This window comes from Clostridium sp. 29_15 (genome assembly GCF_001916075.1).
Taxonomy (GTDB): Bacteria; Bacillota; Clostridia; order Clostridiales; family Clostridiaceae; genus Clostridium; species Clostridium lentum.
In genome coordinates, this window is sequence record NZ_MNRT01000040.1 from 33,733 (window position 1) to 59,570 (window position 25,838).

A 25,838-nucleotide genomic window follows, 5' to 3' on the forward strand; every position below is an offset into this window, starting at 1 on the left:
TAATATCTAAAATTTAAAGCCCTGCTACAATTTACTGTAACAGGGCTAATTTTAAATTATTCAATCTTAATTTTATTATCTTCATTTATTGATTTCTCCTGTTTTGGTAAGGTAACTTCCAAAACACCATTTTCAAATTTTGCACTTATAGCAGATTTATCAATATTACCTACATAAAAGCTTCTTGAAACTTCTCCATAATGTCTTTCTTTCCTTATATAATTTTCCTTCTTATCTTCCTTAGTTTCATTTTTATGAGCGTGTATAGTCAAGTAATTTTGATTATATTCCAAGTTTATATCTTCCTTCCTCATTCCAGGAAGATCAGCTTCTAATATATAGGCTTCTTTAGTTTCTCTGATATCTGCTTTAATTGCAGTATTCATATTAAGATTATCATTAAAGAAATCTCCAAATAAATCATTAAACATTGTGTTACTATTATTAAGATCCTTATTCATTTTAAAAGGTACTAAACCAAACATATAAAAGCCTCCTTTATGCTTTCACACATATAAATAATTTTAAATTGCTATTTTTTAATTAAAATATTCAAACACTATTGAATAGGTATTCCATTATAGCTTGATCTTCCAATAGTCCTCTTAGGTAAGATAATATCTAAAACTCCATTTTGGAATCTAGCTTGTATTTGATTTTTATCAACATTATCAAAATAAAAGCTTCTTGCTATTTGACCATAATGTCTTTCTTGCCTCAAATAATTATCTTGCCTATCCTCAAATGTCTCATTCTTCATTGCTGAAATTGTTAAATAATTATTATCATAATCTAAACGTAAATCCTCCTTATTCACTCCTGGAAGCTCTGCCTCCACTAAATAAGCCTCATTTGTTTCTCTCACATCAGCCCTTATATCATTTCTCTCATCAAAAGTTGATATAAAATCATCACTAAAGAAATTATCAAAAAGATTAGTTAATGATGATATTGTATTACCACTTCCTCTTGTCATTCTAAAAGGTATTAAACCAAACATACAAAAACCTCCTTTTTTCTTTACCTTAATATCCCTTAGCTCTTGTTCCTCATATCCCTCATCTCTTTTTACAAGTAAATTATAAATCCAAAGTCAAGGAAAGTCAAAGTTTAATTTTTTATGATTTAAAGAGATATTCAAAGCTTTTTCAAGCTTCCATTATCCATTTATTTTTTTCAAAACAAAACTAAAGATCATCGCCCATTTTGTCAATTTTTAATCATTTTTAAATAGTTTATTAATTATTACATAATTTGTATAATAATAATGATATAGATATAAAAATTTAAGGGGAATGAGAATATTATGAAAGTTTTACTTATTAACGGAAGTCCTAAAGAAAAAGGATGTAGTTATACTGCATTATGTGAAGTGGCTAAGACTCTTAATGAAGAAAATATAGAGACAGAAATTTTTCATATTGGCAATAAACCTATACGAGGATGTATTGGATGTGGTAATTGTGCTAAAACACAATCTGGACGCTGTGTATTTAATGATGATACCGTAAATGTTGCCTTAAAAAAAGCACAAGAAGCTGATGGTTTTATCTTTGGCTCTCCTGTACATTACGCCGCTGCTTCTGGTGCTATAACAAGTTTTTTAGATCGAGCTTTTTATGCTGGTAAAAAATACTTTGAGTATAAACCTGGTGCTGCTATAGTTAGTTGCCGTAGAGCTGGTTCCACTGCCACTCTAGAACAATTAAATAAATACTTTACTATTTCAAATATGCCACTTGTTTCTTCGCAATATTGGTGCATGGTTCATGGTAATACTCCTGAAGAAGTAGTACAAGATCTTGAAGGTATGCAAATAATGAGAACCTTAGGTAAGAATATGGCTTGGCTTTTAAAATGTATTAAAGTTGGCCAAGCAAATCACATTAATATTCCTAAAAAAGAAACAAAAATTCAAACAAACTTTATTAGAAAATAGTAAAAAAGATAGCTCTGGCTATCTTTTTTACAGACTGATGACTTTACTTATTAAAGATAAGCTGATTGAATTAATAACTTGGTATATTCATGTTGAGGATTATTAATAACCTCCTTTGCTTCTCCAACTTCTACTACTTTTCCATTTTTCATAACTGCTACTCTATCACAAAAACTACTTACTAATGCTAAATCATGAGTAATAAATAAGTATGAAATATTCATTTTTTCTTGCATTTCTTTTAGTAATTCAACTACCTGTGCTTGAACTGATACATCTAAAGCACTGGTAGCTTCATCACAAACTAAAATCTTAGGATGAGCTGATAATGCTCTTGCAATAGCTGCCCTCTGACATTGCCCTCCACTTAATTCATGAGGATATCTATCTTTATACTCCTTTGGCAAACCTACCATCTGCAAAAGATTATCTACCTTATGCTTTTTTTCTTCTTCCATTGTAGAACATAAATTACAAACATACTCCATAATAGATTCTTCAATGGTTAGCCTTGGATTAAATGAGCCAATGGCATCTTGAAATACCATTTGAATTTCCTTATAAACTTCTTTTAATTCATTTCTTTTTACGTTAGTAATATCTTTATCATTTAATACTACTGTTCCACTATCTGCTTTTTCCAGTTTCATAATGATATTAGCTAAGGTGCTTTTTCCACTACCACTTTCTCCAACTACCCCTAAACACTCACCTTGCTTTATATACAGATTTATATCATCACAAGCAACATGTAAATGATCTTTCTTTTTATATGTCTTTCTTAAATTATTGCATTGTAAAATTATTTTATCCATATTTTTTCTCCAAATCTTCTACATAATCACAAGCTATGTATCTTCCATCATGCATCTTCTTCAAATATTGCTGATTTTTTATACATACTTCATTACATTTTTCGCACCTTGGTGCAAAACTGCAACCAGTTATATTTTCCGTAAATAATGGTGGATTTCCCTTTATACCTTTTGGCATAGTTCCATCCATCTTAGGAACTGAATCTATTAAAGCCTTAGTGTAAGGATGTTTAGGATTTCTGAGTATATCTTCTTTATCTCCATACTCCACGATATTTCCACTATACATAACTGCTACTTTATCTACCATTTGTGATATAACACTCATACTATGAGTAACTATTATTATGCTTGTCTGAAAATTATCTCTAAGTGACATCATTTCCTTTACTACCTGTGCCTGTACCGTAACGTCTAATGCACTGGTGGGCTCATCAGCTATTAATATTTCTGGCTCTAAAATTATAGCTAAAGCTATGGTAACTCTTTGCTTCATACCTCCACTTAGTTCAAAAGGATAGCTGTTTAATATACATTTGCTATCCTTTAAATTAACCTTCTCAAGCATATTTGCAGCTTTTTCTAAAGCTTCATTTTTATTTATATTCATATGACTTTGCATAGTTTGTACAAATTGCTTACCTATTTTTCTAATAGGATTTAATGTTGCTCCTGGATTTTGAAAAATTACTGCCAGATTATTTCCTCTTAATTTTCTTATCTGCTTACTATCTAATGATAAAAGATTCCTTTCATTAAATAATATTTCACCACTAATTATTTCCTCTGATTTATTCATCATTTGAATCAAAGCTCTAATGAGCGTACTTTTTCCACAACCACTTTCTCCAACTATGCCTAATATCTCACCTTTTTTTATATTAAAAGATATATTCTTTAATATTTTTACGCTATTATTATTAACAGATAAATCTTTAACTTTTAATATCTCTTTCATCGCTTCACCTACTGAATATATGTATCTTTATTAAATTGATAATAATCTGTAGGATGTGCCTTAAATCCCACTACATTATTTTTCATCAAGAAACTAACCTTAAGATGTGCTATAAAATTATAACCATCATCATCTAAAACCTTTTGAACTATTTCTTCTGCTAAATTATTTCTTTCTTCTATATCAAATTCTAACTGCATTTTATCTAAAAGCATATCTACTTCCATATTACTATAATTACCATAATTTAATTCTCCATTACTTCTCATGGCATTATTTAAATAAGATAAAGGCTCTCCAGTAGATGATGTTACATTGGAATATAAACATAAATCAAAGCTTCCCTTAGATAATATATCTGAAATATTTTCAGATATTTCAATGGATACTTCTATACCAACCTCTTTTAAATCTGCTTGAAGTGCCTGGGCTATTGTTGGCAACTCAGCTCTTGCTGAATATGTAATTAATTTTAAAGTTAAATTTTCTCCATCCTTATCTAAAATTCCATCACCATTGGTATCGCTATACCCTTCTTTTGTAAATATTCTTATTGCTTCTTCTTTATTATAACTTGAATTATCAGTTACATTAGCACCATATATAGTGTTCTTTGGAAATGGTCCTACTGCTGCTGTTGCATTACCATTTAAAAGTACCTTTGCATACTCTTCTTTATTTATAAGCATATTAATTGCTTTTCTCACATTTTTATTATTTAAATTGCTATTATTTTCATTAAAATACATTAATATTGATCTTGAGGTATCTATACTACTTAACTTATAATCGTCATTTTCCTTTAACAAAGCCATAAGTGATGTAGATATTCCCTGAGCAATATCAATTTCTCCAGATTGTAGTGCCATGGCTAATGTGTCACTATCACTAATAGGAATAATCTTTAAACTGCTTAACTTTACATCACCATCCCAATAATTATTATTTCTAGCTAAATAACTTGAACTTATAGTACTAAAATTTTCTACTATGAAAGGACCTGTACCTACTGGATTATTATCAGGAGTCTCTGTACCATTCACATCAATAATTGCTGCAAAAGGATCACACAAATCATTTATTAAAGTAGGATTTTCCTCTTCCATATTAAAAATTAAATATTTTCCATCTACTTCAATATTTTTTATTTTTAAAGTAGATTTAGCTCTACTATTTAATTCAATTACTCTGTCTAATGACTCTTTCACTTTTTTTGCTGTCATCTCTACTCCATTTTGAAAATAGATATTTTCTTTAATCTCTATACGCCATGTTTTAGTATTTAATGCTTCATATCCTTGTGCTAACCATGGAATTGGTTCCATAGCATCATCTAATTTAAAAAGCGTTTCTGCCACTCCATACCTTACAGTAAACCATCCACTATATCCTTGTGCTGGATCTAAACTTTTAGTACTGATTGTTGTTCCAAATACTAATTCTTCCTTGCTTTTCCAAACAGTATCATCATTACTTTTGCCACAGCCCGTTAATATAACAAAACATGTTAAAATTCCTAAAGCCATTATGTTTATTTTTCTTTTCTTCACCAGTTAACTCCTTATTAATATTCTTTTTGCTTAGAATCTAGCATATCATGTACTACATCACCTAGAAGATTAAATAATATGACAATAATAAAAATTGCTATACCTGGTGCTATGGTTATCCATGGTGCAAATTGAATCATACTTTTTCCTTCATTCATCATTGCTCCCCATTCCGGTATAGGTAGTGGTGAACTTAATCCTAGGAAAGAAAGCGCTGCCATTTCCATGATAGTAGTTCCAATATCTAAAGATGCTGTAACTATAAGAGTACTTAAAACCCTTGGCATAATATGCTTAAAAACAATATACATAGAACTATTACCACTTAACCTAGCGGCTTTTATAAATGTTTCTTCCTTTATCTCTAATACTTCACCTCTAGCTAACCTAGCATACTTAGTCCAACCGATAACCCCTATGGCTATCATAGCATTAATCATACCACCACCTAAAACTCCTGCAACGGCAATGGCCAACACCAAACTAGGAAATGCTAAAAATACATCAACAATTCTCATTACTATATTGTCAAATAATCCACCTATATATCCACTAATAATTCCTATAAAGCTTCCAAATACAAACATTAGTGAAACTAAAATAAGTGATGAAAAAATAGTTCTAGATGCACCATATATCATTCTAGAAAATACACATCTACCTAAAGCATCAGTGCCTAAAAAGAATTCTCTACTTGGTGCCTTTAATGTATTTTGTAAATCTATTTTATACGGATCATTAGGTGCTATATATGGTGCTAACAAGCTTATGCCCAAGATTATTACTATCAATATTAAAATCATTAAAAATTTATTCTTTCTTCTATCTTTTGTACTCATATTTATCCCCTCACTATGCTTCAATTCTTGGGTCAATAAACTTATATAGCAAATCTGTTATTAAATTTATCAGCACAAAAATTATTGCCATCCAAAGAACATATCCTTGAATAACAGGATAATCTCTATTGAATATAGCATTTAATGCTAAGCTTCCAATTCCAGGCCAAACAAATATAGCCTCAATTACAGCACTTCCTCCCATTAATGACCCTATAGATAATCCTACTAACGTTATTATTGTTATCATTATATTTTTAAGTACATTAAAATAGAGTATTCCTGCTTCACTTATTCCTCTAGACCTAGCTCCCCTTACATAATCCTTTTCTAATTCCTCAATAACAACTACTCTTATCTGACGTATATACTTACTTATCATAGGTATTGCTAAAGTTATAGAAGGTAAAATTATACTCTTAATACCACTTTCACTTAATATAGGAAACCATCTTAATTTTAAAGAAAAGACTAATAATAATATCAATGCTAAAAAGAATCCTGGAATAGAATTGCCTATAAAGCTGATTGTCCTTATTATATAATCTATAAATTTATCTTTATTAATTGCTGCTATTATTCCAATAGGAATCGAAACAAGTATAGTTATAGCCATAGCTGTGGCTGTAAGTGCTATGGTATATGGTAAATGCTTAAATAACTCTTCCTTTACCGATACCCCTGTAGAATAGGAAATGCCAAAATCTCCTTTTAAGCAATTTTTCATCCAATTTAGATATTGTACTAAAAAAGGTTTGTCTAATCCCATCTCTACCCTAGTGCTTTCTAAAACTTCTGATGTTACAACAGCTCCCTGAGAAGTCAGTATTGCTTCTGCCGGATCTCCTGGTGCTAAATTCATAAGCCCAAATGATACAAATGATATTATTATCAAAATGGGTATTACTCCTACAACTCTCTTAAAGATATATTTTAATAATTTCATAAATTAATCTCCATTTCATAATGCAAATGATTTGCATTTACCTTTATAAATTTTATATCTTATCTCCTATCGTGTCAACATTATTATTAATTATTAAAAAAAATCATACATGCCATAACATGTATGATTTCTTTTACTCAAGCTTACCATAAGCCACTAAAGGGCTATCCTTTGCAACTGCTAACGCTACTGTATGATACATTACAACCCCATTAAACTCTGCGTAATATCTATCTACTAAATTACCAAAAAAGTCTGTAACTTCTCCTAATACTTGTCCTTTAGAAATTAACTCTCCAGCCTCCACAAAGCTAGTCCAACATCCTTCATTTAAAGCTTCTAGATAATTTGCTTCTGTAATATCTATAGGAATTTCCTCTTTAATAGTTTCTTCTGTTACCAATATCTCCATTTTATTTAAAACACTATATAAATCTTTCTTATATGCTTTAACATCTTCTGTAAGACATAACCCCATTCCTCCACGCTCTAAAATCATACTTGGAGTTCCACTAATAGAACCATAGCTATGAACTCCTGTGGTAGAGTTAGACTTAACCATATATTTAACATCTAGCACAGCAGCCACCTCTTTAATTTTATTAATAATTTTCAATTCTGCCTTTCCTGCATAATATAAATGTGGAGTTAATGCTTCATTTAAATCTCCTCCATGAATATCTAAATGGAAATCTGCTTTACTTTGCATTTCATTAACTATAATATAAGCTATTTTTTCTGCTATTGTTCCATCTTTTTTTCCTGGGAATATACTATTTAAATTCTTATTATCTTCTGGAACAACTGCTGGAGTTCTTTTAAAAAATGCCTCAACATTTACTGGATGTACAATTATTATATTTCCACAAACATCTGCTGGATTTATTTCTTTAGCTATTTCTATGGCCGCCTTTATACATGGATATTCTCCTCCATGAACTCCAGCTGTAATAAGAAGGCTCTTTCCTTCCTTTGCTCCATTAATAAGAGTTACTGGTATTTTTCTATCCGTATCTAAAATATTTATAAATCCTTGTACTTTAGTAGCTACTTCTGCCTTTAACCCATTTATTTCTAAAATATTTTTCATATTTACCTCATATATATTATTTATAATTATATTTTAATTGATAATAATTATCATTATAAACACTAAATGTTTTTATGTCAATAAATACAAAGTTTTAGAATTAAATTAAGTTGTTAGCAAATTCTTAACAGTTTCAACTCCACTTTTAGTTTGTGAAAGCATTGCTTGAACAGCTTGTTCTAATATTGAATTTTTAGAATATTAGAATTTATTCTATCTACCACAGTTCCATCATTTTTTATAATTTAATAATAAAAAGTGCCTAAGCAATGAAACACTTAAGCACTTTTTTTATTATCTATTTTTCTTAAATAAGTATGCACCTATTAAAGCTATAACAGATCCAATAGAAACTATTATTCCACTACCAACTGCTGCTCCTGTAGTAGGTATCTTAGAACTATTTGTTGTAGAGTTATTATTTTCACTAATAACATTTTCATTCTTAGAATCACCACTATTTACATTACCAGTATTTTGTCCTGTGTTTGTCCCATTGCTAGAACTATTTATATTGTTTCCTGGATTACTTCCTCCATTATCTGGTTTATTTACACTATCTCCTGGATTGCTTCCTCCATTGTTTGGTTTATTTACACCATCTCCTGGATTGCTTCCTCCATTGTCTGGTTTATTTCCACTATCATCAGGTTTTTGGTTATTATTTGATTTTTCAACTACTTTTAATATAGTTTTCATTTCAGCTGATTCAGTTCCATACTTATCTACAGCTTTATATGTTATAGTATATTCACCTGGTACATTTACGTCATAAGTTCCTGTAACCTTAACTTCTACTGCATTTCCTGCAAAATCTGTAGCAGTAACATTTTCTAGCGGATCAAAAGCTTGCCCAACCTCTATTGTAACCTCTGATTTAACTCCATTTATTACAGGTGCATTTTGTTTAACTACTTCTAATGTAGCAGTATCTGTAATTGTGTTACCATATGTATCAGTAACTGTATATGTTAATACATAACTTCCTACTACTTCTACATCATAACTTCCTGTAACATTAACAGTTAACTTTCTTCCTTGATAATCTGTTGCAGTAACACCAGCTAAAGGATTAAACTTATCACCTTGTCTTATTTGAATATTTTTATTTGTTATATTCATAACTGGATTACTAACAGACTGCTGAACTTCTTCTACTATTACATTTACATCTAAATTAGTAGATTCTCCTTCTTTATCCGTTGCAGTATAAGTAACTTTATAACTTCCAGGTTTTTTATTATTAACATTTAAACTATTTGCAGTTATATTAACCTCTTCACCATCTTCATCATCTGTTGCTTTAACATACTCTAAAGGCTTAAAAACATCACCTGTTTTTATAATTATATTTCCTTCAACAATTTTAGGTGATTCTACTAATGAAATTACTGGTGCTGTATTTACTGTTAATTTATCTTTACTACTATTTACTATATCTGAACCCTTAACCTGTTTGTTAGTTCCATCAATAATATAGTTATATGCAATACCTTCCGAATTTACATTTGGTACAACAGTATATCCTTCTGTACTATTTTTATTTTCTTTAGCAACATTAATTTCACAAATTTCTAATAATCCACCATCAATTTCTATATTAGAATTTGATAATATAAATATATCCATTTGCTTTTTATCAGCACTTATTTTAACATCTGTTTTTAAATCATCATTTTGTGACTTAACTAACCACTTTATAGAATCATCAGTAAAAATAGCATTTCCTTCAATCTTAACACTTAATTGTAAAGATTTTGCTAAATCTGAAAAATTACTTAATGATAATTTAATTGTATCTTTATTTTGTTTATCTACATTAAGTTCTATAGCATTATCTGATACCTGTGCATATTGTTCAGCATTAGTTACATTATCACTTTTTAAATAAATAGCCGTCGTCATTACTGCAGCTGTTGATAAAGCTATAACTTTTGTTTTAGTATTAACCTTTTTCATGCATTTACTCCTTTGTACTATCTATTTTCTTTAATAGCATTTAATATATCAGTTTTTATATCAATAGCCTTAACTTCATTTACACTTCTACTTGAAGCAGATAATGTTATTTCAGGAAGTTCTTTTGGTACATCAATTTTAAATGTATCACTTACTAATCTTTGTCCACCTTCTAAAGCATCAGCCGCATCTGTTCTATATAACTCTGCAAAAATTTTCTTATTATCTTCATTAAATGTTTTTGCATCTTCTGGATTTACCCAATAAATCCAAGTTCCTTCTGCTACTTCTTCCAAATTACCATTGTCAGGTACTTGAGCTAAAAGAATACCTTGATACTTATTTGCTATATGTTGTTCTTTTTCATTAAGAACTAATGGAACATTAAATGCAGGATTTCCCCTATATTCCCCAGTTATTATAACTGAACCAGCTGGAATAAATTTTCTTTCATTTTCATTAGTATCTGGATTATCTGCTTGATATTCATAATCATTTTTTAATACACCAATTCCATTAGTATACGTAATATTATCATCAGAAAGTCCAATTTCAATATTATCTCCAGGAGGTGTTATTAAATCTAATTCTGACGCAGCAAAATTCTTAGTATCTAATGCTGTTATCTTCACATATCTAGCATTATATGAACTTAATTGGTTACCACCTGTAACACCTTCTGCATCAAAATAAATTGTTTCTGTTGGATTTTGTGGATCTAAGTTTAAAGTACCTTCTTTAACAGTTGTCCAACTTGCTCCATCCTTACTTACTTCTATCTTATATTTCTTCAGTGCATTATCAGCTATAGATGTACTCTTAAATATAAATCCTGATTTTGTTGTAGGTGCTGTATATTTTATACCTACTAAAGTTTTCATTTCAGTAGTATCTAAAATTACATATGGATTATTATTTGGATTCATTTCAGCAGTATGAATACTTGAGTTATATTCATCCTTTGTAAGCATTCTACCTTCATAAACAGTAGATTTATCATTATCTAAAGCATGTTTTAAATCTTCATTACCATCACATGAATGAATATCATTACTTTCTTCATGAAGACTTATAGTATTAGAAGATATTATTAAACTTTTCTTATCTACTCCACCTTCATGACGTATTTTAACAGTTCCTAATTGAACTTCATTTGTTGGATTTAAGTTATAATCATAAGCTACTGCTTTATACTCTACAACTCTATTATTTATATTTTCAACAGTATCAGTATATACAGTTTGTGAATTTGCTTTATCTCTTTCTATAAATCCACAAGGCTCACCATTTCTATAAATTTCATATCCTAAAATTCTATCATTACTTTTATCTACTGATAAATTAATTTTAACTTCTTTAGAATCTACATAAGAACCTGTAGTAATTCCATCTGCAAATGATGCACTTAATGTAGTACCCTCTTCCATATCAGCAGTTCCTGCTATTCTTTGTCTTCTGGCTTCATCATTTATATATTGAATCTTTTTAGTTTCCTTAGGGAACTTAGAAACATACGCTAATGTTGTTTCATTTGCAATTATTCCATGAGCCTCATAGAAATCAGTTAAATCTTTACCAACAACTTTAGAAGTTAATCTTATTAGCCATTGATCTCTATCACCATTAAATCTTTCTTCTGCTGACATTTCTCTATATGCTCTATTTAATTTAGCAAAATATGAATCATTAGTTAAGTCAGCATCAACATCTGTAAATAACATTTCATAAGTAATATTATCTTCATATGCTAAATAAGGTTGCCATAACATATTTAAAACTACAGTTCTATCAGTAGATAAACCTATTGTATTAGAAGTAACCTTTTCATATACCTTTTTAAATGAATCAAAGTAAGGACTATTTTCATTTAACATAGTTCCTGTAATAGCAGTCATTAAGTTATTACTTGTTTCTGGATATAATCTATCACCAATATCCATAACATGTCCCATTTCATGACCTATTAATCCACCATATAAATGAGCAGAATCTGCATTAGTAACCTTTCCATTTTCATCAAATTTATAAGGAACACCTTGAATATATTGAGATGAGCTAAATCCTACACCTATATGATGATTAGATGCATAAGCTGCTGCTCCCATCATCATTCTTTGATATTTAATATTTAATCTTGTAAGTGGTGCTCTGTGCTTTCTAAAGTAAGCTCTATCTTCATCATCAATTTCACCATTACCATTAAAATCTTGAACTTCTTCAAATACACCTTTTTTAGCAAAACCAACTTTTACTTCTTGTTCCCATGCTAAAAGTGCATCATATACTCTATTAACTTGAGCTTCAGTATTACCTTCTAATCCACTTTCTATACCTTTAAGAATTTCTGATGCTGGTAAAGTTAATGTAAATCTATCTCCTTCAATATCAGTTGTATTTAAAGGTGATGTTTGTTCATCATAAAGATATACATTATTAATCTTATCTTTATCAGAAACTTCTGATGGATATAAAGTATTTATATCATTCATATATGTTTTTAATTCTGATATATAATTTCTTATTTTATCTTTTACTTCTTTTTCCTTAGTAGTATCATTTATCATATTGTTAACATTTAAGTTAGGAATTTCAGTAACTCCACTTAAACGTATCTGAACATTGGCAGTTGTTGAACCTTGAGTAACTCTTGCCATAACTTGTCCACCTTTTTCCACATCAGCAGAAATGATTGATGGTATAGTTATTTCTGTTCTTCCTGGTGATACTGTTTGCACTTTACTCATATACGAACCTGGAAGCCCATAATTTTGTAAAAATACTATATCAACTCTAGTATTTGGATCACTTGACCCCATGTATACTACAATTTGCTTACTTGTACCCTTGTCATCAACTGAAGGTCTTGCAACACTTCCTAAAGATTGATAACTATTTCCCATTCCTAAAGATGGACCTTCATTATTAGTTCTAATACTAGCATCAAGAGTTGTAATTTTTTCTGAAACTTCCTTATCATCAAATAACTTTTGAGCTGTATCTAACTCTTTCTTTAAAACGTCCTTATCTGGATGATATTCTCCACTAATAGGATCTGGTGTATCTAATCTCTTAGCCAATTCATTTAATACATCTTGAGTAACAGATTTCTTAAGAACTAATCTTAAATCATCTTCATATAAATTCTTTATATCATCACTTAAAGTATCATATTCATAGAACTTAAGCTCTGATATTATTTGTGTACTTCCACCATATCCTGATGTGTCAACTTTTATTTTCTTTGCTCTTATAGGTTCATTTAATTTAACCATATAATAACTGTTTCCATTTGACCATTTTTCATTTATTGATTCTGTATAAACTACATTTTTATTATCATTTTCATCCCAATATGTAACCTTTACTTTATAAAGTCCCATATAATGACCACTTTGAAGAGTTCTACCAATACCTATACTTCCAATTGTATATGTATCATCAAATGTAATTTCTGAACCTCTATCTGCACCATAACTAGCCCCTGTATCCCAGTTATCAACCTTCCATTCAGTAGTAAAATCTCCATCTACTAATGCATATTTAGAATCATAATGTAAGTAATCATCTTGAGATGCCCATCCATTTTCATCCTTCTTATTACGTACATCAACAATATGAGTAGTTCCTATTTCATTTTCACTTGTTGGTCTATTAATTAACTTGTATTCTTGCATTGATGGTGGAGTAACTGATGTTGTACTTGCTATATATGACTTAGACATTTCACTTGTACCTAAGTGGTTAGTAGCAGTAACTCTTACTTCATAAGTAGCATTATCATCAAGATTATTAACTGTATAACTATGACTTCTTACCAATTTACTCTTATCTGGATTTGTAATATCAGAGCTACCTTCAATAACTTCTTTGTGATTATCATTAGCCTTTATCCAATTTTTATTGCTATCTCCAACTTTTCTATAATATATATCAAAATCTCTTGCTTGAGAATGTTGTTCCCAACTTACTGTAAAAGATTTATATCCTTGATTTGTAGTTAAATTTCTTGGTGGTTCAGGTGAGTTTAAAGGAATAACTTGTATTTCTGATACACTTCCCTTATCACCATTATAATAGCTATCTATTGGATTAAAATCAGCATCTACATTATCTGCTTTTCCATCAAATGCTGTAGGTACATCTTTTTCAGTTAAATATCCACTGCTCCATTCCCCACTTAAAGATTGAATACTTACTCTATATAAATCATAAGGTTTTATATCTTTATCTAATATATTTAAATTTGTTTTATTTGTTTGTAACTTTTTAGTGCTTATAACTTGACCACTTTCATTAAGCTTTTGATACATTACTTCATATGAAGTTACATTTGCTTGTGGTTCCCATGATATTGTTATTCTTTCATCATGAAGATTAGTAGAAGTTTCTAAAGATTTTATTGTTGGAATATTCATATCTGGCTTTGGAACTTCTTTATATACATTATTTAAAAACTCTATTTTTGCAATTTGAGAAATCTTCTTGTTTCCTCTATTTCCTGTTACATTTATAGATATTTGCTTTACAGCAACTTGACTTCCTAAATCAATAACAACATCATTTGATGCACCACTTCTTTTAAGATTTTCTTCATTGAATGGTACAGTTTCTGTGTTACCATCAACATCAGTGTAAGTTATGTATCCTTGTGATGGAATAGATGCATCTTCACCTTCAACTGCAGAACCTTTTATTACAACTGATTCCATTTCAACGCCTTCGCTATTAGCTGTTCTAAGAGTTCCATTTTTTGTAGTATCTAATCCCATAGATATAGTTAAAGGTTTGTCTGCACTTGGTGCTTCTCCATCTGCTCTCCCTAAATTAACAACAGTGTCTGCACTTGTTAATATATCCTTGATATTTTCTGCACCTTTTAAATCTTTAGTGTCTATATCAATATTTTCAGGGTCTAATATCTTTTCTAAATCTACTATTTCCACTTGTCCTTTAGTTTTTCCAATGTTTGAATTAACATAAGATAAATCTGCTATATCAACACTTCCATCTCTATTTAAATCATATTTACTGTCTTTGCTTCCAATAGCATCAAAAACTAATTTATAATCCTTCATGTCTATAACAAAATCATTATTAACATCTCCTGCTAAAAATACTGGATTATAATTTTCATTTGAAATCATCTCATTTATAGATGTTCCTAGTTTTATTCTCTTAGAATAATCAACTATATCTATATTATCTACTGTTGTATTTATGTATCCTTCTCCATCTATATCAACAGAATAATTTCCTCTTTCTAAACCTTCAAATACAACTCTTATATAATATATTGAATCTCCTTGCTCTAATGGTTGCTTTTTAGAATTTAATTTTTCAACAGTATAAGTAACACCTGAGTTTAAATTTCCATTTAAAATATCATTTATATCAACTTTTCCTATTAATTCTTTATTAGAATTTTTCAGATTTAAAGATATTCCTAAATTTGAAGTATCAGCTAGTGGTAATGGGAAATTCATATCAACTTCTAATTTTCCTACAACTTTACCTTCTGCTTTTTTAACTTCTATTTTTTCCTCTTTTTCTTTTGCTTTAGAAATTTCTTCCGATTTAACAACCTCTTCATCATCTTCTAAAGACTTTTCTTCTATAGTATTATCTTTTATTTCAGTATTATCTCTTATTTCATCTTCAACTACATCTGATTCATTTTTTACTTCATCTGTGCTTTCATCAGATTTATCTGCATCTTGATCTTGAATTTTTTCTGTATTTTCAATTTCTACTTCTACATTTTCCTTTAAATTTTCATCAGCATTATTTTCAACTGAATTATTTTCAGTTGCACTAACTACTTCACTATCAGCATTAGGTACTATTGATGTTGCCAATGTTGCTGCCAATGTATACGAAACTATCTTCTTATTTTTCACTAAGATATCCCCCTCATTGTTAATAATAAAATTAAAAATAATTTTATTATTATTATCGTCAATTATTAACGCTACTTTATACTGCATACCTACTAATTTAAACATAAAGTTTAATATTATTTAATTATTTAAAAAACCACAGAAAAAATACTTTTTTCTGTGGAAAATTTTGAAATTTATTCAAATTTAAAATACAACTAACTCAGTTTCTCCTATTGCCTTATTTACTAAAGCTTCAACATCTAATACTGATTCTGACTTTCTCATAGCTCCTAATTGCGGTTTAGTTTTCGGATGTTTTGGTACAAATATCGTACAGCAATCTTCATATGGTAATATAGACGTTTCATATGTACCTATTTCTCTTGCTATGTCCATTATATCCCCCTTATCCATTGTTATTAATGGTCTAAATACTGGTCTATCAGCACAATCAGTACTTACTATCAATCCTTCCATTGTTTGACTGGCAACTTGCCCAATACTTTCCCCTGATGATATTGATTGTACTCCATTCTTTTCAGCTAAAGCACATGCACATCTCATCATAAATCTTCTCATTAAAATTGTTAATTCATCTTCTCTGCAACCTTCAATTATTGCCATTTGAATTTCTGTAAATGGTACTATATATAAATTAACTCTTTCTGTATACTGAGCTAATATCTTAGCTAAATCTTTAACTTTATCCTTAGCTCTTTCAGAAGTATATGGATGGCTATGATAGTATACACAATTTAATTCAACACCTCTTTTAGCCATTAAGTATCCTGCCACTGGTGAATCTATTCCACCTGACAACATAAGCATAGTACTACCATTTATTCCATAAGGAAGTCCTCCAACTGCTTTTATCTTATCTGCGCTAGTAAATATGTACGCATGCTCCCTTATTTCTATATTTAATACACACTCAGGATTCTTAACTTGCACATCCAAATCACCTTCATAGTGATGTAATATATATCCACCTACATCTCTTGAAACCTCTAAAGAATTCATAGTAAACTTCTTATTTGCTCTATTAGTTTCAACTTTAAAAGTCTTTGGCTTAACTTCATTAATCTTCTTTAAAGCTTGTTCTTTTATTATATTTAAATCTCTTTCTACTTGAGTTACTGTGCATACTTCTGCAACACCAAATACTTTTCTTACTCTTTCTACTGCTTCATCAATATTATCAGCCTTAATAAACCATCTGTTTTGGTCATTTATTATCTCATAATCTAATCCTTCAAGCTTTTGCTTAATATTATTTAAAAGTTTTCTTTCAAATTTCCCTCTATTTAATCCCTTTAAAAATATTTCTGCTGCATATTTTACTAAAATTAATTGATTCATTACTTACGCACTCTCCTTAAAAACATTAACGAAGTTTTTAACACTTCAATTACTTTGTCTACTTCTTTCTTTGTATTATTGTGGTCAAATGAAAATCTTATGGCACTTTCCACTTCTTTATTGTCTAATCCTAAAGCTTTTATTACATAACTTCCTGATGCAGCACTACTTTTTGATGTACATGCTGATCCTGTGGCAACATATATTTTAGCATCCTCCAACAAATGTAATAATACTTCAGCTCTTGCTCCTATAAAGGAAACATTTAAAATATATGGAGAAAAATCATCTTCTAGAGGACTGTTAATTCTTATATCTTTTATTTCCTGCAACCTTTCAATCATATATTTCTTTATGGCTAAAACACTGTTATAATTTTCATCAATCTTATCAAAAGTCATTTTAGCTGCTTTTTCAAAACCTATTATAGATGGCAAATTCTGAGTACCTGCTCTAAACCCTCTTTCTTGACTTCCACCAGAAATTAAAGAGTTTATACCAGCACCTTTTTTTACATAAACAAATCCTGTTCCCTTTGGTCCATGAATTTTATGTGCTGCTGCTGTAAAATAATCTATATTCATTTTTTTTACATCTACAGGAAATTTCCCATAACTTTGTACTCCATCCACATGGAATTTTGCTCTTGAGCTTCTTGATTTAATTATCTTACCAATAGCTTCTAAATCTTGTATTGTACCAACTTCATTATTAATATGCATTATTGATACTAATACTGTATCTTTTGTTATTGCTTCATCTAAATCTTCTAATGAAATCCTCCCAGCTTTATCCACCGGTAAATATGTTACCTTAACACCATTATTTTCGAGTATTTTACACGTATCTAATACCGATTGATGTTCATAAGCTGTCGTTATTAAATGATGACCTGGTTTAAGTAATCCCTTTAATACAAAATTATTCCCTTCACTTCCTCCAGAAGTAAAGTATATATCATCTTTATCAGCTTTTATAGTTGAAGCAAAATACTCTCTTGCCTCATTTAATCTCTTTTCACATTTAAGACCTATATTATGTAATGAAGATGGATTTCCATAATATTCTCTCATAGCCTGACAAGTTTCTTCTATAACTTCATCATAAGGCTTTGTAGTTGCACTATTATCAAAATAAATCTCCATGTTACTCACTCCTTTCTTACTAGTATTTACATACTACCTATATTCAATTCTTCAATCATTCTGCTATAAAAATGCACTTTTGTCAAATAAAAATAAAAATGATGAATTATTAATAAAAACTAACAATTCATCATTATTTTTTATTCTATTGCAATAAGCTCAACATTATCAACACCATTAATATTATTTATTTCATTTAAAAATATCTTAAAGTTTTTTTCCATACTACTTATATCCATAGTTATACTTAAATTAGCCACATCATTTATAGGAATTCCTTGATTAATAGTTAATATATTTCCACCTTCCTTAGATATTTCATTTAAAATAGTTGATAATAACCCTTTTTCATGTTTTACCATCATGCTAAAAGTAACTTTTCTGCCAGCAGACATCTTAGAAAACTCAAAAACATAATCCTTATATTTATAAAATACGCTTCTACTTATACCTGTTACCTTAGTTGCTTCTGTTATTCCTTTTACATCACCATTTTCTATAATCTTTTTAGTATCAATTACCTTCTGAAAAATTTCTGATAGTACTTTCTTATCAATTACTAAATAATCGTCCTTCATTTTTATTCACCTCTAAAACCGTCGCCCCAATTTTGTCTATTTTTAGTTCAACAACAGTATATTTTAAGTTATTCTCTTCAATAAATTTCTTAATATTGCTTTTAAATGCTTTATCCTCACTGCCTACAACTGTCATTATAGTTGGACCTGCTCCACTTAAAAAGCATCCCAAAGCTCCAAGCTCCATACTTTCCTTAATTAACATATCATATCCTTCTATTAATCTGCTTCTATATGCTTGATGAAATTTATCTTTCATTGCATATTTTAACAAATTATAATTACCATTTGCAAATGCAGAAACAAGTAAAGCAGTTCTTCCAACGTTATAAACTCCATCTTTCAATGAAATTTCCTTAGGTAAAATACTTCTTGCTTTTTCTGTAGAAAATTTAAATTCTGGAATAAGGGCCACAAACCTAACCCCTTCCTTAATATCTATTTTATTAAATATAGGAGCATTATCTTCCATTACAACTGTGACCATACCTCCATAAATAGCTGGACATACATTATCAGGATGACCTTCTATTTCTACGGCATATTTTAGTACTTCACTTTTATTAATATCCTTGCCCATTATTGAAAATGCACCTATAATTCCTGCAATTATACAACTGGAACTTGAACCTAAACCTCTTGAAACTGGTATATTGCAATTGATAATTTCAATCCTTAAACCACTATAATCATAATTATAATCTTTAAATACCTTTTCCATAGCTTTAAATATTATATTATTCTTATTGGCAAACTCACTTTGAAAACCTATAAATTTTACTCCACTTTCAATTTCAGCAAAAATATATTCATTGAACAACTTAAATGCTATCCCTAATGAATCAAAACCAGGCCCCATATTAGCACTGGTTGCTGGAACCCTTACTTTAAAATATCTATCATTCATATAAAAAACTTAAAAGCTCCTTTTTAATATCTTCTTTCTTACAAACAGCTTTGTGTAGTATTGGCTTACTATCAAGGTTTCTTAAATTTTCTGGAATAGGTATCTTAGTATAGCTATTTAATATATTTAATACTTGAAAATCACTAGAATTTTTCACATCAATACCTAAAGCACTACAAATGCTTCTTGGAAACTTATAAGGACTTGCTGTTGCTATTATAAGAGATTGCTTATAATCCTTACTTTCATTTTTATATTTTCTTAGTACAGTATGAGCAACAGCAGTATGAGTATCCATTAAATATTTTTCTTCATGATAAAGCCTATTTATATCTTTAAAAATTTCATCTTTAGTTGCATAATTTCCATAGAAGTCAACTAAAAACTTCTTTGAAATTTCATCTAAAACATATATTCCATTATGATTTAATTGTTGCATCAAATTAGAAACCTTTTCTCCATCTCTGCACACTGCTTCAAAAATCAATCTTTCCAAATTAGATGATACTAATATGTCCATAGATGGTGAATCTGTTATAAATAATTCCCTTTTTCTATCATAAGTTCCTGTCTTAAAGAAATCTGACAAAACATTATTTTCATTAGATGCACAAATAAATCTATCAATTGGTAACCCCATTCTCTTACTGTAGTAAGCTGCTAATATATTACCAAAATTACCTGTTGGCACTGCAACATTAATCTTTTCTCCAAGTTTTATCTTCTGCTTATTAACAAGTTTAAAATATCCATAAAAATAATAAACTATTTGTGGCACTAACCTGCCTATATTTATAGAATTTGCTGACGACAATAAGATTCCATGATTTTTAAATTTATCCCTTAACTCTTCATCAGCAAATATATTTTTCACACCTCTTTGAGCATCATCAAAATTACCTTCTATAGCTATAACCTTAACATTATTCCCCACCTGTGTATTCATTTGCCTTTCTTGAATTGCACTTACTCCATTCTTAGGATAGTAAACCACACACTTAAATCCTTCTACATCATGAAATCCTTCCAATGCCGCTTTGCCAGTATCACCAGATGTAGCTGTCAATATAGTTATTTCATCATTAATGGCAAGTACTTTCTTTGCCTTTTTCATAATTTGTGGAAGAAATAAAAGTGCTACATCTTTAAATGCTGATGTAGGCCCATGATATAATTCTAAAAATGCCCCTTTTTCCAGTATCTCAAATCTACCTTTATATGCTTCATCAATAGCTTCCTTTAAATCTTCCTCTGGAATATCATCAAAAAACTCTTTTATTATTTCAAAAGATAACTCTTCATATGAAATACTTGCTTTCTCTTTTAACTTTTGAAAAACCTTTGGAAAATACTCTGGTACAAATAATCCTCCATCATCAGCTAACCCTTTAATTATAGCTTCTGCTGCTGAAACTTTTCCACTTTTTCCTCTTGTACTTATAAACCTCATTCCCTCTCCCCCAGCTTTAATTAATTGCTTATATATGTTAACATTAACATTTTTTAACTTAAAAAAATTTTATCATTTGCTTTTTACAAATACAAGTGTTTTCTTTGTTAACAATGGAGTAGGAGGAAAATAATTATTTTATTTTCAATTATTATGGAATTTCTTTTGTAATACAAACTCGTCCAACCTTAGTAAGCCTTGTATGTAGTTTGTGTTCCTTAGACCAAGATTTTACCTTAGACTTCCTTTAGATTCTACCTCATGATAGACATCCTTGTCCTTTGCTAGTGGTTACCAATACCAAGCCCACAACTGACTTTCATCGTCAAGTTGTTGCCAATTCTCTGATCACATATTAAAAAATAGACAGTAAAGTTACTGCCTATTTAATGCCTAATATACCTTTAGTTCTATTTAATGAAGTTTCCACCCTTTCATATACATCACTACTTATGCCATATTTCTTTGGATCTGCCAGTGCTTCTTCTACAGGAATTATTTTATGATAATATGTCCCATTCACTTTTTCTTCCTTATAAACCCATGTTGGGATTATCTTATATTCTTTTAAAGATACATTTCCATCTTTCTTTTCTAAAGTAAACTTTATCATTATTCCATCTTCACTTTCAGCTACACCAATTTCTTGCTCTGATTGATTGGACAGAGAATTTCCCTGTGAATATATTACAAAAGTAGAATGTCCACTTTCATTTCTCATTATTTCATATGGCTGAATAACATGGGGATGTCCACCTAAAATAATGTCTACACCTAATTTATTAAGTCTTTTAGCTATTTCATTTTGAGATGCTTCTATATATGTATTATATTCTTCTCCCCAATGCATTGATGTTATAATAAACTCAACACCTTCTGATTTCATTGCTGATATTTCATTTTCAATTTTCTTATAAAAGCTTTCTAAATCATTATAATTAAAAGTATTTATAAGATTTTCACTATATGTGGATAATATATTACTATTTATTGTTTTATGACCATTAATCATTGATGTTTCAAAAACATACGCTAGAAATCCTATCTTTATTCCATTTACTTCCTTCACTAAATAATTCTTTTCTTCTTCTGTAGATTTTACTCCTAAAACATCTAATCCCTTTTCCTTTGTAACATCAATAGTTCTTTTTAAACCTACATCTTCATAATCATAAATATGATTATTAGCATAATTAATTATATCAATTCCTGTATCTTTTAAAGCATCAACTACTTCATCTGGCGAATTAAAAAATGGATAGCCACTTGGTTCACAACCTGCTAAAGTACCCTCTAATATTCCCATTGATATGTCTGAATCTAAAATCATTTTCTTAATATATTGAAAACTCGGCGAAAAATCATAAGAATTTTCTTGTTTTGCTCCATCTATTTGTGATTGATGTATTATTAAATTTCCTAGAGATATAATATCAACATATTGCACTTCTTCATTTACTGAATCACTATTTTCTACAGTTTCATCTATACCATTATTTAAATAAATATTTTCTTCATTTTCCTTTTCCTTATAATATGTATTAGCTAAAACTACTATTGCTACTAGAAACATCATACTCATTAATATTTTTATCATATTACTATTTTTTTTCATGCATATCTCCCATGAAAATAAAAGCTTGTCTAAAATTAGCACTTTATTTTCTTAATTTGCTATAATAAAATTCTTCTTAATTATATACTCCTAATTTCATATTTTCAACTATATTATAGTATATACTAAATATTTCATAATAATGTTCTATTAACCTTTTATTATAAACAAAGAAAGCTAGATAATATTTAATAGTATATTACATACAAAATATTATCTAGCAACCTTTTTAATTATACTCCTTCTTTCCCTTACTTTTAATATATAAATACACGCTATTTATTAAAAATATTATTCCTGAAAAAAATAATACTAATGCCCATTGATCTAAATTTAATGAAACCGTGTTAAACACTGATTTCAAGAAAGGTATATATAAAATACTACATATCATAATTACAGAAACACATACTGCTCCCAATAAATATGGGTTAGAAAAAATCTTAATTTCAAATATGGAATGTCTTTCAGACCTACATTCAAAAACATGTAATAATTGAGACATTACAAGTGTACATAATGAAATAGTCCTACAAGTAGCCAAATCCATAGCAAAAAGCCTTGCAAGCTCAAAAGAAAATAATGTACATACACCAATAAGACATCCTCTAACTATTATCTTTTCCCATAGACCTCTAGCAAATATCCCTTCACTCTTTGTACGTGGTTGTTGCATCATAATATCCTTATCTGGTGGGTCTACCCCTAAAGCAATGGCTGGAAGACCATCAGTTGCCAAGTTAACAAATAAAATTTGTATTGGTGTCAATGGATTAGGTAAGTAAAATACAGACGCTAAAAACATTGTAAGAACTTCTCCTAAGTTACATGATAATAAATATCTAATAAATTTTCTTATATTATCATAAATAATTCTACCTTCCTCTACAGCAGATACTATAGTTGCAAAATTATCATCAGTCAATATCATTGCTGCTGCTTCCTTAGTTACATCTGTACCTGATATTCCCATTGCTATACCTATATCTGCTTCCTTTATAGCTGGTGCATCATTAACTCCATCACCAGTCATGGCTACTATATTATTATTCTTTTTAAATGCTTTTACTATCCTTAACTTATGATTTGGTGATACCCTAGCAAAAACCCTTACTTTCTTAACTGCTTCTTCTAAATCATCATCACTGATTTTTTCAAGTTCTTCTCCTGATAAACCTTGATCATCACTATTACATATATTTATACTTTTTGCAATTGCCAGTGCAGTATTTTTGTGATCTCCTGTTATCATAACAGGCTTGATTCCTGCCAGCTTACATTTCATTACTGCCTCTTTTACTTCTGGTCTTGGCGGATCCATACTACCTGCAACACCTATAAATATTAAATTATTTTCCACATCTTCTGATTTCTTTATATCCTCTTTTTTATATGCTGCTGCAATACACCTTAAAGCTTTGTTGGACATGATATCAATATACGAACATATCTGTTTCTTTTTAGCCATGGTCATAGGCTTTACTCTGCCATTTTCTAAAATATAATTACACTTATTTATAACCCTCTCTGGTGCACCCTTCATATAACAAGTCTCACAATTATCTTCCTTCATTATTACAGTCATCATTTTTCTAGTAGAATCAAAAGGAATATCATAAACTCTTTTAGCTTTTTCCACAAAGTTTTTCATTTCTTTAACATCTTTAAAAAATGCACTTATAAGTGCTGTTTCTGTAGGATCTCCCATCAGTGCTTTTTCTACTTTGCTGACGTTATAGTCATAGTTAGTATCATTACAATATACAAATGCTTTTTTCAGCATTTCATAATTACTTGGCAATTCTCTATCTAATTCATATATTCTTCCATTTATAAAAATTTCCTTAACAGTCATTTTATTTTGAGTTAAAGTACCAGTTTTATCAGAGCATATTACTGATGTACACCCTAATGTTTCCACTGCTGGCAGTCTTCTTACAAGTGCATTTCTTTTTAGCATTCTATTTACACCAAGTGCTAATGCTACTGTTACTATAGCTGCTAACCCTTCTGGTATTGCTGCCACTGCTAACGAAACTCCAAGTAAGAACATTTCCGTAATATCATTGCCTCTTATTATTCCTAAGATAGTTACTACAGCACAAATAACTAAACAGGCAATTACAAGAATCTTTCCTAATGAATTTAATCTTTCTTTTAGTGGTGACCTTTCTTCCTCTATATTATCCAAAAGATTAGCTATTTTACCCATTTCTGTATTCATACCAATAGCATCAATAAGTATCATACCTCTTCCTTTTAAAATTATTGTCCCCATATATCCATGATTTTTATCTTTCGTAGTATCTTTAGAAACTCCTACAGACTCTCCTGTAAGCAATGATTCATCCACTACCATATTAGAAGCATCAATAAACTTACCATCTGCTGGTATTCTATCTCCTGCTTCTACCACCACTACATCACCTAAGGTCAATTCCCTAGACGTAATTACTTTTAAACTTCCATCTCTAATAACCTTACATGTGGGAGCAGCTAATTCCTGCAATGCTTCTAATGATTTTTCCGTCTTAAACTCTTGAACAAATCCTAATATAGCATTGACAAACACAATTATTAATATGGTTACTGCATCTGCCTTATCTCCCATTATACCTGATATAACTGTTGCAACTATTAAAACCCAAACTATAAAATCATTAAATTGAGATAAAAAAATTAATATGGCTGATTTATTCTTTTTATGTTTAAGTTCATTATAACCATATGTTTGTATCCTCTTTTCTGCTTCCCTAGTTGTTAGTCCTCTTGTGAATTCTCTTTCCTGAATCACATCTTCTCCTCCCAT

18 protein-coding genes are annotated in these 25,838 nt (G+C 29.5%); 1 reads left to right on the forward strand and 17 read right to left on the reverse strand.

The genetic code is table 11. The annotated features are described in order from the left end of the window. Nucleotides 1-56: 56 nt before the first annotated feature. Together BHW04_RS09785 and BHW04_RS09790 are read right to left on the reverse strand one after the other, a co-directional pair. Complete coding sequence (locus tag BHW04_RS09785) at nt 57-485, reverse strand: Hsp20/alpha crystallin family protein (protein ID WP_022169167.1); 429 nt, start codon at nt 483-485, stop codon at nt 57-59. Between the two features lie 74 nt (nt 486-559). Continuing rightward, nucleotides 560-1,000: an Hsp20/alpha crystallin family protein gene (locus tag BHW04_RS09790; RefSeq protein ID WP_302699458.1), complete on the reverse strand. Its 441-nt coding sequence runs from the start codon at nt 998-1,000 to the stop codon at nt 560-562. A 306-nt stretch (nt 1,001-1,306) separates the two neighbouring features. Here BHW04_RS09790 and BHW04_RS09795 point away from each other — a divergent pair, with 306 nt between their 5' ends. Then, on the forward strand, nt 1,307-1,939 hold the full coding sequence (locus tag BHW04_RS09795) for a flavodoxin family protein (protein ID WP_302699459.1): 633 nt from the start codon (nt 1,307-1,309) through the stop codon (nt 1,937-1,939). A gap of 50 nt (nt 1,940-1,989) precedes the next feature. On the opposite strand, the gene BHW04_RS09800 is transcribed toward BHW04_RS09795, so the two are convergent. The 15 genes from BHW04_RS09800 to BHW04_RS09870 all read right to left on the reverse strand — a co-directional run bounded on the left by BHW04_RS09800 (nt 1,990) and on the right by BHW04_RS09870 (nt 25,823). After that, a complete protein-coding gene (locus tag BHW04_RS09800; RefSeq protein WP_302699460.1) occupies nt 1,990-2,754 on the reverse strand; it encodes an ABC transporter ATP-binding protein in 765 nt (254 codons plus the stop codon). After that, nucleotides 2,747-3,712, reverse strand: a complete 966-nt coding sequence (locus BHW04_RS09805) for an ABC transporter ATP-binding protein (protein ID WP_302699461.1) — start codon at nt 3,710-3,712, stop codon at nt 2,747-2,749. The genes BHW04_RS09800 and BHW04_RS09805 overlap by 8 nt, the downstream gene beginning before the upstream one ends. An 8-nt stretch (nt 3,713-3,720) precedes the next feature. Further along, a complete protein-coding gene (locus BHW04_RS09810; protein WP_302699462.1) occupies nt 3,721-5,262 on the reverse strand; it encodes an ABC transporter substrate-binding protein in 1,542 nt (513 codons plus the stop codon). 14 nt (nt 5,263-5,276) lie between these two features. After that, a complete protein-coding gene (gene nikC / locus BHW04_RS09815; RefSeq protein WP_302699463.1) occupies nt 5,277-6,101 on the reverse strand; it encodes a nickel transporter permease in 825 nt (274 codons plus the stop codon). 13 nt (nt 6,102-6,114) lie between these two features. After that, nucleotides 6,115-7,047 carry a nickel ABC transporter permease gene (gene nikB, locus BHW04_RS09820; protein ID WP_302699464.1) on the reverse strand — a complete coding sequence of 311 codons (933 nt, stop codon included), beginning with the start codon at nt 7,045-7,047 and terminating at the stop codon, nt 6,115-6,117. Nucleotides 7,048-7,180: 133 nt separating this feature from the next. Further along, a complete protein-coding gene (locus tag BHW04_RS09825; protein WP_302699465.1) occupies nt 7,181-8,137 on the reverse strand; it encodes a M14 family metallopeptidase in 957 nt (318 codons plus the stop codon). Between the two features lie 294 nt (nt 8,138-8,431). Then, nucleotides 8,432-10,096, reverse strand: a complete 1,665-nt coding sequence (locus tag BHW04_RS09830) for an immunoglobulin-like domain-containing protein (protein WP_302699466.1) — start codon at nt 10,094-10,096, stop codon at nt 8,432-8,434. Between the two features lie 17 nt (nt 10,097-10,113). Next, nucleotides 10,114-15,993 carry a fibronectin type III domain-containing protein gene (locus BHW04_RS09835; RefSeq protein WP_302699467.1) on the reverse strand — a complete coding sequence of 1,960 codons (5,880 nt, stop codon included), beginning with the start codon at nt 15,991-15,993 and terminating at the stop codon, nt 10,114-10,116. 186 nt (nt 15,994-16,179) lie between these two features. Beyond that, nucleotides 16,180-17,334: a tRNA uracil 4-sulfurtransferase ThiI gene (gene thiI / locus BHW04_RS09840; protein ID WP_302699468.1), complete on the reverse strand. Its 1,155-nt coding sequence runs from the start codon at nt 17,332-17,334 to the stop codon at nt 16,180-16,182. Beyond that, nucleotides 17,334-18,479 (reverse strand): cysteine desulfurase family protein, encoded by a 1,146-nt coding sequence (locus tag BHW04_RS09845; protein WP_302699469.1) that lies wholly within the window; start codon nt 18,477-18,479, stop codon nt 17,334-17,336. The genes thiI and BHW04_RS09845 overlap by 1 nt, the downstream gene beginning before the upstream one ends. A gap of 140 nt (nt 18,480-18,619) precedes the next feature. After that, nucleotides 18,620-19,057, reverse strand: coding sequence for an ACT domain-containing protein (locus BHW04_RS09850; protein WP_186835470.1), 438 nt, complete (start codon nt 19,055-19,057; stop codon nt 18,620-18,622). Continuing rightward, the gene (gene thrB, locus BHW04_RS09855) at nt 19,032-19,964 is read right to left on the reverse strand and encodes a homoserine kinase (RefSeq protein WP_302699470.1); all 933 of its coding nucleotides are present in this window, start codon (nt 19,962-19,964) and stop codon (nt 19,032-19,034) included. The genes BHW04_RS09850 and thrB overlap by 26 nt, the downstream gene beginning before the upstream one ends. Further along, nucleotides 19,957-21,414: a threonine synthase gene (gene thrC, locus BHW04_RS09860; RefSeq protein WP_302699471.1), complete on the reverse strand. Its 1,458-nt coding sequence runs from the start codon at nt 21,412-21,414 to the stop codon at nt 19,957-19,959. Before thrC ends, thrB begins: the two co-directional genes overlap by 8 nt. Before the next feature lie 382 nt (nt 21,415-21,796). Next, nucleotides 21,797-23,029 carry a CapA family protein gene (locus tag BHW04_RS09865; RefSeq protein ID WP_302699472.1) on the reverse strand — a complete coding sequence of 411 codons (1,233 nt, stop codon included), beginning with the start codon at nt 23,027-23,029 and terminating at the stop codon, nt 21,797-21,799. A gap of 229 nt (nt 23,030-23,258) precedes the next feature. After that, on the reverse strand, nt 23,259-25,823 hold the full coding sequence (locus BHW04_RS09870; RefSeq protein ID WP_302699473.1) for a calcium-translocating P-type ATPase, PMCA-type: 2,565 nt from the start codon (nt 25,821-25,823) through the stop codon (nt 23,259-23,261). Between the last annotated feature and the right edge of the window lie 15 nt (nt 25,824-25,838).

What these genes read in the sequence shown, in the direction of transcription:
- BHW04_RS09795 (WP_302699459.1), top strand. Translation starts at nt 1,307, where the DNA reads ATGAAAGTTTTACTTATTAACGGAAGTCCTAAAGAAAAAGGATGTAGT.
- nikB (WP_302699464.1), bottom strand. Translation starts at nt 7,047, where the DNA reads ATGAAATTATTAAAATATATCTTTAAGAGAGTTGTAGGAGTAATACCC.
- BHW04_RS09805 (WP_302699461.1), bottom strand. Translation starts at nt 3,712, where the DNA reads ATGAAAGAGATATTAAAAGTTAAAGATTTATCTGTTAATAATAATAGC.
- thiI (WP_302699468.1), bottom strand. Translation starts at nt 17,334, where the DNA reads ATGAATCAATTAATTTTAGTAAAATATGCAGCAGAAATATTTTTAAAG.
- BHW04_RS09825 (WP_302699465.1), bottom strand. Translation starts at nt 8,137, where the DNA reads ATGAAAAATATTTTAGAAATAAATGGGTTAAAGGCAGAAGTAGCTACT.
- BHW04_RS09785 (WP_022169167.1), bottom strand. Translation starts at nt 485, where the DNA reads ATGTTTGGTTTAGTACCTTTTAAAATGAATAAGGATCTTAATAATAGT.
- thrB (WP_302699470.1), bottom strand. Translation starts at nt 19,964, where the DNA reads ATGAATGATAGATATTTTAAAGTAAGGGTTCCAGCAACCAGTGCTAAT.
- BHW04_RS09830 (WP_302699466.1), bottom strand. Translation starts at nt 10,096, where the DNA reads ATGAAAAAGGTTAATACTAAAACAAAAGTTATAGCTTTATCAACAGCT.
- BHW04_RS09790 (WP_302699458.1), bottom strand. Translation starts at nt 1,000, where the DNA reads ATGTTTGGTTTAATACCTTTTAGAATGACAAGAGGAAGTGGTAATACA.
- BHW04_RS09865 (WP_302699472.1), bottom strand. Translation starts at nt 23,029, where the DNA reads ATGAAAAAAAATAGTAATATGATAAAAATATTAATGAGTATGATGTTT.
- BHW04_RS09800 (WP_302699460.1), bottom strand. Translation starts at nt 2,754, where the DNA reads ATGGATAAAATAATTTTACAATGCAATAATTTAAGAAAGACATATAAA.
- BHW04_RS09845 (WP_302699469.1), bottom strand. Translation starts at nt 18,479, where the DNA reads ATGGAGATTTATTTTGATAATAGTGCAACTACAAAGCCTTATGATGAA.
- nikC (WP_302699463.1), bottom strand. Translation starts at nt 6,101, where the DNA reads ATGAGTACAAAAGATAGAAGAAAGAATAAATTTTTAATGATTTTAATA.
- BHW04_RS09850 (WP_186835470.1), bottom strand. Translation starts at nt 19,057, where the DNA reads ATGAAGGACGATTATTTAGTAATTGATAAGAAAGTACTATCAGAAATT.
- thrC (WP_302699471.1), bottom strand. Translation starts at nt 21,414, where the DNA reads ATGAGGTTTATAAGTACAAGAGGAAAAAGTGGAAAAGTTTCAGCAGCA.